Origin of the sequence: Enterobacter sp. YSU, assembly GCF_016082135.1 — a bacterium.
Lineage (GTDB): Bacteria > Pseudomonadota > Gammaproteobacteria > Enterobacterales > Enterobacteriaceae > Enterobacter > Enterobacter hormaechei_C.
Genome location: NZ_CP059487.1, coordinates 4,531,987 through 4,545,954, shown reverse-complemented (window position 1 = coordinate 4,545,954; position 13,968 = coordinate 4,531,987). Strand labels below are relative to the sequence as shown.

The window sequence follows — 13,968 nt, the reverse complement described above, 5'->3', positions numbered from 1 at the left end:
ATGCCTCACTTTTTAATCGAAGGGATGTAACGGGAAAACAGCCAGCGAGTGACCAGCGGTAATAACCCTAATAGTGTAAAGGCGAACAGCAGTCCCGGCGACAGAATATCGCGCAGCGCGGTGAGTTTCCCCAGCTCGCGTCCGGCGTTCAGATAAATGACGGTGGCAGGTAGCATTGCAAGCTGGCCGACCCACCAGTAGTGACGCACCTTGAGACGGGTTAGCCCCATCAGCAAATTAACCAGAAAGAACGGGAACAACGGCATCAGGCGCAGGGCAAAAAGGTAGCGCGCGCCATCGCGATCCATCCCCGCATCTATCGTGCTCATCTGTGCGGCAAAGCGCCGCTGCACCCAGTCGCGCAGCAGATAACGGCTGACGAGCATGGCAAGCGTGGCGCCGAGCGTCGAGGCAAATGACACCAACAGCGTCGCCTCCCACAGGCTGAAAAGCGCCCCGCCGAGCAGCGTCAGAAGCGCGGCTCCGGGGATCGACAGCGCGGAGAGCAGAACGTAAACCGCAAAATAGATCAGCGCGCTCTGAAGAGGCGCCTGCTCCACACGATCGAGCAACGTTTGCTGGTGCATTTTTAGCGTGTCGAGGGAGAGCATGCCTGGAGGAAGCAAAACAACGGTCAAAACAAATGCGCCCAAAAGGGCGCACAGGAGACTGATTTTTTTAATATTCACTGAAGTTTACAGCTTGAACGTTGCCCATACCGGCGCATGGTCGGACGGCTTTTCCATACTACGGATGTCATAGTCGATACCGGTTTCGATGCAGCGTTCGGCCAGGGGGGCGCTCGCCAGCAGCAGATCAATACGCAGGCCCCGGTTGTCATCGAAGCCTTTAGAGCGATAGTCAAACCACGAGAAGCGATCCTGCGTCGCCGGGTTAGCCGTGCGGAAAGTATCCACCAGCCCCCAACCCAGCAGGCGCTCCATCCACTCGCGCTCCTCCGGCAGGAAAGAGCATTTGCCGGTGCGCAGCCAGCGCTTACGGTTCTCTTCGCCAATACCGATATCCAGATCCGTCGGGCTGATATTCATGTCGCCCATGATCAGCACCGGGTTTTCTTTTTTGAGTTCGGTTGTCAGGTAGTTTTGCAGATCCTGATAAAACTTCGCTTTGGCCGGGAATTTGGTTTCATGATCGCGGCTTTCACCCTGCGGGAAATAGCCGTTGATGACGGTCACATTGCCGAGCGCGGAAGGAATTTCCGCCATGATGATGCGGCGTTGCGCCTCTTCATCGTCACCCGGGAAGCCACGACGCACCGACACCGGCGTATCTTTGGTCAGCAGTGCAACGCCGTAGTGGCCTTTCTGACCGTGGTAAAAAACGTTATAGCCCAGCTTCGCTACCTCTTCGAGCGGGAACATATCGTCGTGAACTTTTGTCTCCTGCAAGCCGATCACATCTGGCTGATGTTGCTCAACAATCGCTTCAAGCTGGTGAGGGCGGGCACGCAGGCCGTTGATATTAAAAGAGACAAATTTCATAGTCGCTGCCAATGCAAGGTGAATAGTGCAAGGATGGTAGCAGAATTTACGTCGTCTGTTATCCGCTTCGCCCAATTACTGCGACAGATAATGCCGACGGTGCAATATTTGCACCATTTCGGCGCGTTTTGCCCTCGAACAGGGCATAAAGGACCGATAAATTTCGCGAGCGATCACAATTCCAGAATTATATTTGGCCTCTGCATACTCTTTCTTGTTTTCATGCGGCAAAGCGCCGCTTGTCGTAAAAATATTCACTATTTATGCATTAAAAGTGAATAACTCCATATTGTAACTTATTGATATTCTGTTACCCCAACCCGTTTATGCATTTTTATCGCTGGCTGGCACGAAGGCTGCAATCTACATTCACAGTGCAAACACTCAATTATTTAACATTTAAACAACCTTTTATTTACCGGGTGAGGTCGCTATGTCTCTGTCAGTTACGCGTGAAAATTTCGATGAATGGATGATGCCGGTATACGCTCCGGCGGCTTTTATTCCGGTACGTGGGGAAGGCTCTCGCCTGTGGGATCAGCAGGGCAAAGAGTATATCGACTTTGCGGGTGGGATTGCGGTGAATGCGCTGGGGCATGCAAACCCGGCGCTGCGGCAGGCGCTGAATGACCAGGCGGCGAAATTCTGGCATACCGGCAATGGTTATACCAACGAACCGGCATTGCGTCTGGCGAAGAAGCTGATCGACGCCACTTTCGCAGAAAAAGTCTTTTTCTGTAACTCCGGCGCGGAAGCGAACGAAGCGGCGCTGAAGCTGGCGCGAAAATATGCGCACGATAAATTCGGCGCGCACAAGAGCGGCATCGTAGCCTTTAAAAATGCCTTCCATGGCCGCACGCTGTTTACCGTCAGTGCGGGTGGTCAGCCCTCATATTCTCAGGATTTTGCGCCGCTGCCGCCGGATATCCGTCATGCGGCGTATAACGATTTACACTCTGCCAGCGAGCTGATTGACGACACCACCTGTGCGGTGATTGTCGAGCCCATGCAGGGGGAAGGCGGCGTCATGCCCGCCCAGAAAGCGTTCCTGCAAGGGCTGCGCGAGCTGTGCGATCGGCATAACGCGGTTCTGATTTTTGACGAAGTCCAGACCGGCGTGGGCCGCACGGGTGAGCTGTACGCCTACATGCACTATGGCGTGACCCCGGATGTGCTCTCAACAGCCAAAGCGCTCGGCGGCGGTTTCCCGGTGGGGGCGATGCTGACCACCGATAAATTCGCCAGCGTGATGACCGTGGGCACCCATGGCACCACATACGGCGGCAACCCGCTGGCAACCGCTGTCGCCGGACAGGTGCTGGATATCATCAATACCCCTGAGGTGCTGAACGGCGTGAAGCAGCGTCACCAGTGGTTTGTTGAGCGCCTTACTGCCATCAATAACCAGACCGGCTTGTTCAAAGAGATCCGCGGTCTGGGGCTGTTAATAGGCTGTGAGCTTGCCCCTGAGTTTGCCGGCAAAGCGAAGCTGATTTCACAGGAAGCGGCAAAGCAGGGCGTAATGGTGCTGATTGCCGGTGCTAACGTGGTGCGGTTTGCCCCTGCGCTGATCGTCAGCGAGGAAGAGGTCAGAACCGGGTTAGATCGTTTTGCGCTGGCCTGCGAACAGGTGAAGTCCGGGGTGTCATCATGATGGTCATCCGTCCCGTTGCGCACGGCGATCTCGCCGGGCTTATGCAGCTTGCCGGTAAGACAGGGGGCGGGCTAACCTCGCTGCCTGCCGATGAAAAAACGCTGTCGGCGCGCATTGAGCGCGCCCTGCAAACCTGGCAGGGGACGTTGCCAAAAAGCGAACAGGGCTATGTGTTCGTGCTGGAAGATACCGACACGGGAACCGTGGCGGGGATTTGCGCCATCGAGGTGGCCGTCGGGCTTAACGATCCGTGGTACAACTACCGGGTCGGCACGATGGTCCACGCCTCGAAAGAGCTGAACGTTTACAACGCGCTGCCGACGCTCTTCCTCTGTAATGACCATACCGGCGCCAGCGAACTCTGCACCCTGTTTCTCGATCCGGACTGGCGCAAAGAGGGCAACGGTTATCTGCTCTCCAAATCGCGCTTTATGTTTATGGCCGCCTTTCGCGACCGCTTCAACGAAAAAGTGGTCGCGGAGATGCGCGGCGTGATTGATGAGACGGGCTACTCGCCGTTCTGGGAGAGTCTGGGCGAACGCTTCTTCTCCATGGAATTTAGCCGGGCGGATTACCTGTGCGGTACCGGTCAGAAGGCGTTTATCGCCGAGCTGATGCCGAAGCATCCTATTTATACCCATTTCTTAACCCCTGAAGCGCAGGCGGTGATCGGCGAAGTTCACCCGCAAACCGCCCCGGCCCGCGCAGTGCTGGAGAAAGAGGGATTTCGCTACCGTAACTACGTCGACATCTTCGACGGCGGCCCGACGCTGGAATGCGACATTGACCGCGTTCGCGCCATCCGTAAAAGCCGCCTGGTTGAGGTTTCAGAAGGCCAGCCCGCGCCGGGCGAGTGGCCAGCCTGCATGGTCTCGAACGAGAATTACACCAACTTCCGCGCCATGCTGGTGCGAACCAACCCAACATGCGAGCGTCTGGTACTGACGGCTGCGCAACTGGATGCCCTGAAATGTAACGCTGGCGACACGGTTCGCCTGGTGCGGCTCTGCCCTGAGGAGAAAACAGCATGACTCTATGGATTAACGGTGACTGGGTAACGGGCGAAGGTGACGCGCGGACAAAAACTAACCCGGTCGGCCAGGAGGTGCTCTGGTCGGGGAACGACGCCAGCGCCGGGCAGGTTGAGCAGGCCTGCCAGGCTGCACGCCGCGCGTTTCCGGCATGGGCGAAACGGCCATTCTCCGAGCGCCAGGCGCTGGTTGAGAAATTTGCTGCGCTGCTGGAGGCCAATAAAGCCGAGCTGACCCGCATCATTGCCTGCGAAACCAGCAAGCCGCGCTGGGAGGCAACAACCGAAGTCACGGCGATGATCAACAAAATTGCGATATCGGTGAAGGCGTACCATACCCGCACCGGCGAGCAGCATACCGAGATGCCAGACGGCGCCGCCACGCTGCGCCACCGTCCGCACGGGGTGCTGGCGGTGTTTGGCCCTTATAACTTCCCCGGACATCTGCCGAACGGGCACATTGTGCCTGCGCTGCTGGCGGGGAATACCGTCATCTTCAAGCCGAGTGAGTTAACCCCCTTAACCGGAGAAGCAGTCATAAAACTCTGGGAGCAGGCGGGGCTGCCGCCGGGGGTGGTGAATCTGGTGCAGGGCGGGCGTGAAACAGGTCAGGCGCTGAGTGCGCTGAGCGACATTGACGGTCTGCTGTTCACCGGCAGTGCCGGAACGGGCTATCAGCTGCATCGTCAGCTGGCGGGGCAGCCGGAAAAAATTCTGGCGCTGGAGATGGGCGGCAACAACCCGCTGATTGTGGAAGATCCGGATGATATCGATGCCGCGGTCCATCTGACCATTCAGTCGGCGTTCATTACCGCCGGACAGCGCTGTACCTGTGCCCGCCGCCTGCTGGTTAAACGCGGCGCGCAGGGGGATGCGTTCCTGAAGCGTCTGGTGGAGGTGAGCGCGCGTCTGGTTCCCGCGAAATGGGATGCCGAGCCGCAGCCGTTTATCGGCGGGCTGATCTCCGCGCAGACGGCGCTGAACGTGCTGAAAGCGTGGCAGGAGCACGTGGCGCGCGGGGCGAAAACCCTGCTGGAGCCGAAGCTGGTTCAGCCGGGCACGTCGCTGCTGACGCCGGGGATTATTGAGATGAGTGCGACGAGCAACGTGCCGGATGAAGAGGTCTTTGGCCCGCTGCTGTGCGTCTGGCGCTATGACGATTTTGAGTCGGCGATCGAGATGGCCAACAACACCCGCTACGGCCTGTCGAGCGGCCTGATATCGCCGCATCGCGAGAAATTCGAACAGCTGCTGCTGGAAGCGCGCGCCGGGATCGTGAACTGGAACAAACCGCTGACCGGTGCGGCGAGCACCGCGCCGTTTGGTGGCGTAGGGGCGTCGGGCAACCATCGCGCCAGCGCCTGGTATGCCGCCGATTACTGCGCGTGGCCGATGGCAAGCCTGGAAACCCCGGCGCTGACGCTGCCGGAGACGCTGAATCCGGGGCTGGATTTTACAGAGGGTGACGCCCATGAAAGCGCGTGAGGTTAACTTTGACGGCCTCGTGGGGCTGACGCACCACTATGCCGGGCTGTCGTTCGGTAATGAAGCCTCGACGAAGCACCGTTTCCAGGTCTCGAACCCGAAGCTGGCGGCGAAGCAGGGTCTGTTGAAAATGAAGGCGCTGTCCGATGCCGGTTTCCCGCAGGCGGTGATCCCGCCTCAGGAGCGACCAAACGTGGACGTGCTGCGCCAGCTGGGGTTCAGCGGTACGGATGAACAGGTGGTGGAAAAAGCAGGCACGCAGACGCCACACCTGCTTTCGGCGGCCAGTTCAGCCTCCTCGATGTGGGTGGCGAATGCCGCCACCGTTGCGCCGTCGGCGGATACGCTGGACGGCAAAGTGCATCTGACCGTTGCTAACCTGAACAACAAATTCCACCGCGCCAGCGAAGCGGAGACCACCGGGCGCGTGCTGCGCGCCATTTTTAATCATGAAGCGCATTTCGAGGTACATTCGGCGCTGCCGCAGGTCGCGATGTTTGGCGATGAAGGGGCGGCAAACCACAACCGTCTGGGCGGCGACTATGGCGAGCCGGGTTTGCAGCTGTTTATCTATGGACGGGAAGAGGGCGGCCACGCCGCGCCGGTTCGTTATCCGGCGAGACAAACTTTAGCCGCAAGCCAGGCGGTTGCGCGGCTGAACCAGGTTAATCCTTCTCAGGTGATTTTTGCCCAGCAAAATCCGCAGGTGATCGACCAGGGCGTGTTTCATAACGACGTCATTGCCGTTTCCAACCGTCAGGTGCTGTTCTGCCACGAGCAGGCGTTTGCCCATCAGGAAAAGTTGCTGGCCACGCTGCGCGAACGCGTGCCGGGATTTATGCCGATTCAGGTGCCCACGCAGGCGGTAAGCGTGCAGGATGCGGTCGAAACGTATCTGTTCAACAGCCAGCTGCTAAGCCGGGATGATGGCAGCATGATGCTGGTGCTGCCGCAGGAGTCCCGCAACCATCAGGGCGTCTGGCGCTATCTGAGCGAACTGGTGCAGGCGGATAACCCGATTGATGAACTGCGCGTGTTTGATCTGCGGGAAAGTATGGCCAACGGCGGGGGACCGGCGTGCCTGCGACTGCGCGTGGTGTTAACGCCGGAGGAGATGCAGGCCGTGAATCCGGCGGTGATGATGAACGACACGCTGTTCAATACCCTCAATGACTGGGTGGACCGCTATTATCGCGACCGTCTGGTTCAGGCCGATCTGGTTGATCCGCAGCTGCTGCGCGAAGGCCGCGAGGCACTGGATGCATTATCGACCATCCTGCAACTGGGATCGGTTTATCCGTTCCAGCGCTAAGGAGATGATATGGAAAACTTACTGGCGCTGACGCTGGCCGAAGAGACACCGGAGCGGCAAGAGGGGGAAGGCCCCTCGTTCCACTGGCGATGGCTGGGGCCGGGCGTGCTTGAACTGACGCCGACGGGGGAATATGACCTGTCGCTGCTGCTTTCGACCGGCATTCACGGAAACGAAACCGCGCCCGTGGAGATTGTCGATCTTTTGCTGCGCGCGCTGTTTCGCGCAGAGATCACGCTGCACTGCCGTCTGCTGGTGGTGCTGGGAAATCCGCCTGCGCTGGCGCAAAATAAACGGTATCTCGTGAGCGACATCAACCGCATGTTTGGTGGTCGCTGGGCGCAGTTTCCACAGAGTGTTGAGACGACACGCGCGCAATGGCTGGAGAAGGTGGTCACGACGTTTTTTGCCGGGGCGGGGGAAACACGCTGGCACCTCGATCTGCATACGGCCATTCGCGCCTCGTACCACGTGCGTTTTGGCGTGTTACCGCAGCGTCATCAGCCGTGGGATGAGGCGTTTCTGACCTGGCTTGGCGACGCGGGGCTGGAGGCGCTGGTTTTCCACCAGACGCCAGGCGGCACGTTTACCCACTTCACCTGCGAGAATGTTGGCGCGTTATCCTGCACCCTGGAGCTGGGAAAAGCGCTGCCGTTCGGGCAAAACGACCTGACGCGTTTTGCCCCTACGCATCAGGCGCTTCGGGCGTTGCTCGCCGGGGTTGCGCCGGAACCCTCCCGAGAACCCGTTGTGCGCTATCGGGTCGTGCAGCAGATCACGCGTCAAAGCCAGGCTTTCCAGCTACATATGGCGCCCCATACGCTGAACTTTACGCCGTTTCGCCAGGGCGTCCTGCTGGCGGAAGATGGTGAGACGCGCTATGAGGTACAGAAATCCACGGAATATGTTTTATTTCCTAATCCGTCGGTCGCGTTTGGTTTGCGAGCTGGCCTGATGCTGGAAAAAATGCCCTGATCATCTCCCCTCGCGCAGACCGGAGGGGAAATGAAGAATAAATTTCTTAGCGTTAAAAGCGCTCTGGTATTGTTTGCGGAATATTCCTGGAGAATTGCTTTATTATTAAACGGCACTTCGCTATACTTCTCCATAATCTCTTTAAAATCATCCTGTTGAATATTTTTGTTTCATCTCTCCACGCTTTTTCCTTAATTTCTCCACAATTGGCGAAAAGTTGTTTTTTACACTTTCATTGTTTTACCGTTGCTCTGACTAATTGACGATAAACCCCGTAAAGTTAATCTCGTCAACACGGCATAGCGCCGAAGAATAACTGAAAGTAAGGAAAGACATTATGCGTAAATTAACTGCACTGTTTGTTGCCTCTACCCTGGCTCTGGGCGCTACCAGCATGGCGTTCGCCGCCGATACCGCGACCACTACCGCCGCGCCGACGGAAGGCAAAATGATGATGCATCATAAAGGCAAGCCGGGTATGCACCATGAGATGATGATGTTTAAAGATCTGAACCTCACCGATGCGCAGAAGCAGCAGATCCGCGACATCATGAAAAGCCAGCGTGACCAGATGAAACGTCCTCCGCTGGAAGAGCGCCGCGCAATGCATGACATCATTGCCAGCGACAGCTTCGATAAAGCAAAAGCGGAAGCGCAGATCGACAAAATGGCCGAGCAGCATAAAGCGCGCATGCTGGCCCACATGGAAACTCAGAACAAGATTTACAACATTCTGACGCCGGAACAGAAAAAGCAATTTAATGCCAATTTTGAGAAGCGTCTGACAGAACGTGCAGCGCCGGAAGGTAAAATGCCTGCACCAACCGAATAATCGGTTCACTCTCTTAAGACCGCCGGGCTCCTGTCTACAAAAGCGAAAACGCTGTGGACAGGACCGGCGGTTTTTCTTTTATCCCATGCCTAAGGTCTGGCCTGACTGCTGCCGATAATACGTCTGTGAAAATGCCCTGGCGCACGGTGCGTCCTTCAGGAGTGGTCATGGAATTCTTTGATATCCGTAAAATGCCGGTCAGTCTCTGGCGTAATGGTGCGGGTGAGACGCGTGAGATTTGCTGTTTTCCTCCCGCGACGCGGGATTTTTTCTGGCGGGCCAGTATTGCCTCCATCGCCAGTAACGGCGAATTTTCCGCGTTCCCGGGCGTTGACCGGGTGATTACGCTGCTGGAGGGCGGCGAGGTGACCCTGGATGCAGGCAGGGCGTTTTGTCATACCCTGAAGCATCATCAGCCTTACCGATTTGCGGGCGATCTGGCGGTGAAAGCCGTGCTCACAGAGGGGCAGATGTCGATGGACTTCAACATCATGACCCGACGGGATTGCTGCCAGGCAAAGGTGCGCGTTGCTACCCGGACGTTCACTACCTTCGCATCACGCGGTGGGGTGGCGTTCGTATTAAGCGGCGCCTGGCAACTGGGCGACAAATTACTGACCGCCGATCAGGGCGCCAGCTGGGAAGCGGGCAGTCATACCCTCCGTTTACTGGAAACGAAGGGGTCGCTGCTGTTCAGTGAAATTACCTGGCTGCCGGGTCATTGAGGACGATGATCTCATATTTTCCGGTTAACAGTGGCTTGCAGAGAATTTTGTAACCATCCTGATCGAAACCGGCAGGGGTGCGCAGCAGAGCGGTAGCGTCATCCAGATTTTCAACGGCGCCAAGCCAGAGCCAGTTGCGGATGATGTGATAGTGCGTCATCCCATCGCGGGTTTCTTTCAGCGCCACCGCGCCTTCCCACGGCCAGCAGTTAACGCTGATAGAGGCCAGGCCAGCCATAAACCGGGCATGATGTTCTTCAACGCTCTCTTTTCCACAGCACGCCCCGGCGCAGCGTTTCAGCGCTGAGCGGAAACAGGCGCGACCACGGGTGGTGGCTTCCAGTCCTAACAGGCCGTAACAAAGCTGTAATTCATCAGCCAGGGATTGCAGGGTTTGCAGTGCGGCACGTTTGTTGGCAAACAGACCGTAGAGATTGGGTTCATGCGAAAAATCCACTTCCCGGGCATAAACGACCTGCGGTTTTCCTGCGTTAATCTGCAAGGAACACAGCTGGCGGTTGCGGCGCAGGCGTTTGTTAAACAGCGGCTGCTGTTCCTTGATGAGCCGGGCTTCGAGCAGAAGCGCGCCCAGTTCGCCTGCCGTCTCGATCCAGGTGATCCGCCGGGACTGCCTGAGCATCGATGCTTCATCCGGCGTACGCAGGTGCGACATCACCCGGCTGCGGATATTCACGCTTTTGCCGATATAGAGCGGCATGGTGTCGCTGTCGCCGTGGAAGAAATAGACGCCAGGCTGTTTAGGCAGTGCCTCAAGCCAGGGGCGAAGATGCTCGGGATATTCGTAGATAGCCGCCGCTTCGAACTCAAGACGCGGGGCGGATTGACGCCTGCTCACATACTGCTCCATATACTGTTCAGGCATACAGTGTAGCAGGTGTTTGGTGGTTAAAAAAGAGCCGGGTGGCGGCTACGCCTTACCCGGCCTGCAAAGCGGAGTTACCATTTTGCTTTTACTTTTTCCAGAAATCATCAAACACCGTAATGGGCGGACGGCGCTTATGCTCGGTTTTCAGATACCAGCCTTCGATAATTTTAGCGGTACCTTCGTCGAGCGTTTTGCCTTCCAGATAATCATCGATGTTGTCATACGTAACGCCCAGCGCCGCTTCATCCGGCAGGGAAGGGCGATCGTCCTCCAGGTCCGCCGTTGGCGCCTTCTTATACAGGTGCTCCGGGCAGCCCAACGCCGCCAGCAGTTGCTTACCCTGACGCTTGTTCAGGCGGAAGAGGGGGTTGATATCCGTGCCGCCATCGCCGTATTTGGTGAAGAAGCCGGTGATGGCTTCCGCGGCGTGGTCAGTGCCGACGACGACCCCTTTGGTCATCCCTGCGATACTGTACTGCGCTTTCATGCGCTCACGGGCTTTCTCGTTGCCGCGGACAAAATCGCTCAGTTCAATACCGGCTTCACGCAGGGCCTGCTCGCTGGCCAGTACCGAACCTTTGATGTTTACGGTAAGAACACGGTCCGGCTGAATAAACGCAATCGCATCCTGACAGTCCTGCTCGTCGGCCTGCACGCCATACGGCAGACGTACGGCAATAAATTGCAGCGCGGTGTCACCGGTCTCGTCACGCAGCTCGGAGATGGCCATCTGGCTCAGCTTACCGGCCAGAGTGGAATCCTGACCGCCGCTGATGCCCAGCACCAGCGTCTTCAGGAAAGGGTGTGCAGACAGGTAAGCTTTCAAAAAATCAACGCTACGACGGATCTCTTCATTGGCATCAATCGCAGGTTTCGCGCCCAGCGCCTGAATAATTTCTTGTTGCAGAGCCATTACGCCCTCCCTATGCAGAACCAAACAGAAAGTGTGATCTGTTAAAACTAACCCTTTGTCGGGGAAACGACAAGGATCACAGTTTTGAGTGTACTGTTTTACAGCGATTTAGCAGCTTACCGTTGTTTTATTAGAATTTTCCGAAATTCGTCTGGCGTAACTCGCAAAGTTGAACAATAGTAATTTTTATCCCATGCTTAGTTAACACGCTGATAAACAAGAGGACGGAATATGAACAAGAACGTAGCAGGAATTTTAAGCGCAGCGGCGGTACTGACTATGCTGGCAGGGTGTACAGCTTACGATCGCACTAAAGATCAGTTCACACAGCCAGTGGTAAAAGACGTCAAAAAAGGCATGACGCGTTCCCAGGTTGCAGCCATTGCCGGTAAACCTTCTTCAGAAGTCACTATGATCCACGCGCGTGGTACCTGCCAGACCTATATTCTGGGTCAACGTGATGGTAAGGCAGAGACCTATTTTGTCGCCCTGGATGATACGGGTCACGTGATCAATTCTGGTTACCAGACCTGTGCCGAATACGACACCGACCCACAGGCACCTAAGGCACAGTAAGCCTGCTTGCCTGAGAGCGTTAACAAACCGGCCGGAAGGCCGGTTTTTTCATGCATACGTGAATCTTATTTCTTGGCGCGAATTATTTGCCTGAAATGTGAAGGTAGTCAACAAGCCAGGTCAATGAGAGACAATTTCAGTCTATCCAGAATTATCCCCTCCCTGTACCATTGCGTATACTCACTTCAACGACAAACAATGTTCAGCACACTGCCCGTCAGCCAGGATAGCGAGTCGAGTGATAGCGAGACGGCGGGTAGCCAAACAAGAGGGAAGTTATCATGGAAAAGAAACATATCTATCTGTTTTGCTCTGCGGGCATGTCCACTTCGCTGCTGGTTTCCAAAATGCGCGCGCAGGCCGAAAAATATGAAGTCCCTGTGGTGATTGAGGCGTTTCCGGAAACGCTGGCGGGCGAGAAGGGCCAGACAGCAGACGTTATTTTACTCGGGCCGCAAATCGCTTATATGCTGCCAGAAATTCAGCGTCTGCTACCCAATAAGCCGGTCGAAGTGATCGATTCCGTTTTATACGGCAAGATTGATGGTTTAGGTGTATTAAAAGCTGCCGTTGCGGCGATTAAAAAAGCTGCTAATTAATTTTTTATTTTTCCCGTCAAAGAGTTATTTCACACACAATACGCCGTAACGGTCGTTGCGGCATTTAAGGGTATTTTCCTATGAGTAAAGTCATCGCTTCACTTGAAAAGGTACTCCTTCCTTTTGCTGTTAAAATAGGAAAGCAGCCTCACGTTAATGCCATTAAGAACGGCTTTATTAAATTAATGCCGTTGACATTAGCCGGGGCAATGTTCGTTTTAATTAACAACGTTTTTCTGAGCTTTGGAGAAGGTTCCTTTTTTTATTCATTAGGAATTAGGTTAGATGCTTCAACTATTGAAACCCTTAATGGTTTAAAAGCCATTGGCGGCAACGTATACAATGGTACGTTGGGTATTATGTCGCTAATGGCGCCTTTCTTTATCGGAATGGCGCTGGCGGAAGAGCGTAAAGTGGATCCGCTTGCGGCAGGCTTACTGTCCATTGCCGCGTTCATGACCGTCACACCGTACAGCGTGGGTGACGCTTACGCCGTTGGCGCCAACTGGCTGGGTGGGGCAAACATCATTTCCGGTATTATTATCGGGCTGGTGGTGGCCGAAATGTTCACCTTCATTATTCGCCGTAACTGGGTTATCCGCTTGCCGGATAGCGTTCCGGCCTCCGTTTCTCGTTCCTTTTCCGCGTTGATTCCGGGCTTCATTATTCTCTCCATCATGGGGATTATTGCCTGGGCGCTCTCTCACTGGGGCACAAACTTCCACCAGATCATTATGGACTCTATCTCAACGCCGCTGGCGTCGATGGGTAGCGTAGTCGGTTGGGCGTATGTCATCTTTACCTCCCTGCTGTGGTTCTTCGGCGTGCATGGTTCACTGGCACTGGCGGCGCTGGACAGCGGTATTATGACCCCGTGGGCACTGGAAAACGTCGCGCTTTACCAGCAGTACGGCTCCGTCGATGCGGCGCTGGCGGCCGGTAAAACCTTCCATGTGTGGGCGAAGCCGATGCTTGACTCCTATATCTTCCTGGGCGGTACCGGGGCGACGTTGGGTCTGATCATCGCGGTCTTTATTGTCTCTCGCCGCGCCGACCATCGTCAGGTTGCGAAGCTGGCCCTGCCATCAGGCATCTTCCAGATTAACGAGCCGATCCTGTTTGGTCTGCCAATTATCATGAACCCGGTGATGTTCATTCCCTTCATCCTGGTTCAGCCGCTGCTGGCCGCGATTACGCTGACGGCGTACTACCTGGGCATTATCCCGCCGGTGACCAACATTGCGCCGTGGACGATGCCGGCTGGTCTGGGCGCGTTCTTCAACACCAACGGTAGCGTGGCGGCCTTCCTGCTGGCGATATTCAACCTCGGGATTGCAACCCTGCTCTACATGCCGTTCGTGGCGATTGCGAACAAGGCCGCAACGGTTATCGATGAAGAAGAGAGCGAAGAGGATATCGCCCTCGCACTGAAATTCTAAAATTGCACGGCGCGGGGCAACCCGCGCCAGCGGAAAGGAG

The 13,968-nt window shown here is 56.0% G+C and carries 14 protein-coding genes; 10 read left to right on the top strand and 4 right to left on the bottom strand.

The window, feature by feature from the left end:
- Positions 1 to 5: 5 nt before the first annotated feature.
- Positions 6 to 689, bottom strand: coding sequence for a TVP38/TMEM64 family protein (locus H2Z33_RS21810; RefSeq protein ID WP_063135062.1), 684 nt, complete (start codon positions 687 to 689; stop codon positions 6 to 8).
- A 6-nt stretch (positions 690 to 695) separates the two neighbouring features.
- Positions 696 to 1,502 (bottom strand): exodeoxyribonuclease III, encoded by an 807-nt coding sequence (gene xthA / locus H2Z33_RS21805; protein ID WP_015570756.1) that lies wholly within the window; start codon positions 1,500 to 1,502, stop codon positions 696 to 698.
- Positions 1,503 to 1,935: 433 nt separating this feature from the next.
- Between xthA and H2Z33_RS21800 the strand changes: the two genes are divergently transcribed.
- The 7 genes from H2Z33_RS21800 to ves all read left to right on the top strand — a co-directional run bounded on the left by H2Z33_RS21800 (position 1,936) and on the right by ves (position 9,515).
- Positions 1,936 to 3,156: an aspartate aminotransferase family protein gene (locus H2Z33_RS21800; protein WP_032104258.1), complete on the top strand. Its 1,221-nt coding sequence runs from the start codon at positions 1,936 to 1,938 to the stop codon at positions 3,154 to 3,156.
- Complete coding sequence (gene astA, locus H2Z33_RS21795) at positions 3,153 to 4,187, top strand: arginine N-succinyltransferase (RefSeq protein ID WP_058700341.1); 1,035 nt, start codon at positions 3,153 to 3,155, stop codon at positions 4,185 to 4,187. Before H2Z33_RS21800 ends, astA begins: the two co-directional genes overlap by 4 nt.
- Positions 4,184 to 5,671 carry a succinylglutamate-semialdehyde dehydrogenase gene (astD, locus tag H2Z33_RS21790; protein WP_063866930.1) on the top strand — a complete coding sequence of 496 codons (1,488 nt, stop codon included), beginning with the start codon at positions 4,184 to 4,186 and terminating at the stop codon, positions 5,669 to 5,671. Before astA ends, astD begins: the two co-directional genes overlap by 4 nt.
- The gene (astB, locus tag H2Z33_RS21785) at positions 5,658 to 6,983 is read left to right on the top strand and encodes an N-succinylarginine dihydrolase (RefSeq protein ID WP_032104259.1); all 1,326 of its coding nucleotides are present in this window, start codon (positions 5,658 to 5,660) and stop codon (positions 6,981 to 6,983) included. The genes astD and astB overlap by 14 nt, the downstream gene beginning before the upstream one ends.
- Positions 6,984 to 6,992: 9 nt before the next feature.
- Complete coding sequence (astE, locus tag H2Z33_RS21780) at positions 6,993 to 7,958, top strand: succinylglutamate desuccinylase (RefSeq protein ID WP_063135064.1); 966 nt, start codon at positions 6,993 to 6,995, stop codon at positions 7,956 to 7,958.
- Between the two features lie 337 nt (positions 7,959 to 8,295).
- Complete coding sequence (gene spy, locus H2Z33_RS21775) at positions 8,296 to 8,790, top strand: ATP-independent periplasmic protein-refolding chaperone Spy (protein WP_015570753.1); 495 nt, start codon at positions 8,296 to 8,298, stop codon at positions 8,788 to 8,790.
- 167 nt (positions 8,791 to 8,957) lie between these two features.
- Positions 8,958 to 9,515, top strand: a complete 558-nt coding sequence (gene ves / locus H2Z33_RS21770) for an environmental stress-induced protein Ves (protein ID WP_017384666.1) — start codon at positions 8,958 to 8,960, stop codon at positions 9,513 to 9,515.
- Here the strand turns inward: ves and cho are convergent.
- Both cho and nadE read right to left on the bottom strand, forming a co-directional pair.
- Positions 9,493 to 10,371 carry an excinuclease Cho gene (cho, locus tag H2Z33_RS21765; RefSeq protein ID WP_063136382.1) on the bottom strand — a complete coding sequence of 293 codons (879 nt, stop codon included), beginning with the start codon at positions 10,369 to 10,371 and terminating at the stop codon, positions 9,493 to 9,495. The genes ves and cho overlap by 23 nt on opposite strands.
- 115 nt (positions 10,372 to 10,486) lie before the next feature.
- Positions 10,487 to 11,314, bottom strand: a complete 828-nt coding sequence (gene nadE, locus H2Z33_RS21760) for an ammonia-dependent NAD(+) synthetase (protein ID WP_003857837.1) — start codon at positions 11,312 to 11,314, stop codon at positions 10,487 to 10,489.
- 231 nt (positions 11,315 to 11,545) lie between these two features.
- Between nadE and osmE the strand changes: the two genes are divergently transcribed.
- The 3 genes from osmE to chbC all read left to right on the top strand — a co-directional run bounded on the left by osmE (position 11,546) and on the right by chbC (position 13,928).
- On the top strand, positions 11,546 to 11,890 hold the full coding sequence (osmE, locus tag H2Z33_RS21755; RefSeq protein WP_003857836.1) for an osmotically-inducible lipoprotein OsmE: 345 nt from the start codon (positions 11,546 to 11,548) through the stop codon (positions 11,888 to 11,890).
- Positions 11,891 to 12,171: 281 nt separating this feature from the next.
- The gene (gene chbB / locus H2Z33_RS21750) at positions 12,172 to 12,489 is read left to right on the top strand and encodes a PTS N,N'-diacetylchitobiose transporter subunit IIB (protein WP_015570750.1); all 318 of its coding nucleotides are present in this window, start codon (positions 12,172 to 12,174) and stop codon (positions 12,487 to 12,489) included.
- 80 nt (positions 12,490 to 12,569) lie between these two features.
- A complete protein-coding gene (gene chbC, locus H2Z33_RS21745; protein WP_017384664.1) occupies positions 12,570 to 13,928 on the top strand; it encodes a PTS N,N'-diacetylchitobiose transporter subunit IIC in 1,359 nt (452 codons plus the stop codon).
- Positions 13,929 to 13,968 lie beyond the last annotated feature (40 nt).

Coding starts and splice junctions, on each gene's coding strand:
- astA (WP_058700341.1), top strand. CDS start 3,153: ATGATGGTCATCCGTCCCGTTGCGCACGGCGATCTCGCCGGGCTTATG.
- astD (WP_063866930.1), top strand. CDS start 4,184: ATGACTCTATGGATTAACGGTGACTGGGTAACGGGCGAAGGTGACGCG.
- nadE (WP_003857837.1), bottom strand. CDS start 11,314: ATGGCTCTGCAACAAGAAATTATTCAGGCGCTGGGCGCGAAACCTGCG.
- chbB (WP_015570750.1), top strand. CDS start 12,172: ATGGAAAAGAAACATATCTATCTGTTTTGCTCTGCGGGCATGTCCACT.
- ves (WP_017384666.1), top strand. CDS start 8,958: ATGGAATTCTTTGATATCCGTAAAATGCCGGTCAGTCTCTGGCGTAAT.
- osmE (WP_003857836.1), top strand. CDS start 11,546: ATGAACAAGAACGTAGCAGGAATTTTAAGCGCAGCGGCGGTACTGACT.
- astE (WP_063135064.1), top strand. CDS start 6,993: ATGGAAAACTTACTGGCGCTGACGCTGGCCGAAGAGACACCGGAGCGG.
- astB (WP_032104259.1), top strand. CDS start 5,658: ATGAAAGCGCGTGAGGTTAACTTTGACGGCCTCGTGGGGCTGACGCAC.
- H2Z33_RS21800 (WP_032104258.1), top strand. CDS start 1,936: ATGTCTCTGTCAGTTACGCGTGAAAATTTCGATGAATGGATGATGCCG.
- xthA (WP_015570756.1), bottom strand. CDS start 1,502: ATGAAATTTGTCTCTTTTAATATCAACGGCCTGCGTGCCCGCCCTCAC.
- chbC (WP_017384664.1), top strand. CDS start 12,570: ATGAGTAAAGTCATCGCTTCACTTGAAAAGGTACTCCTTCCTTTTGCT.
- spy (WP_015570753.1), top strand. CDS start 8,296: ATGCGTAAATTAACTGCACTGTTTGTTGCCTCTACCCTGGCTCTGGGC.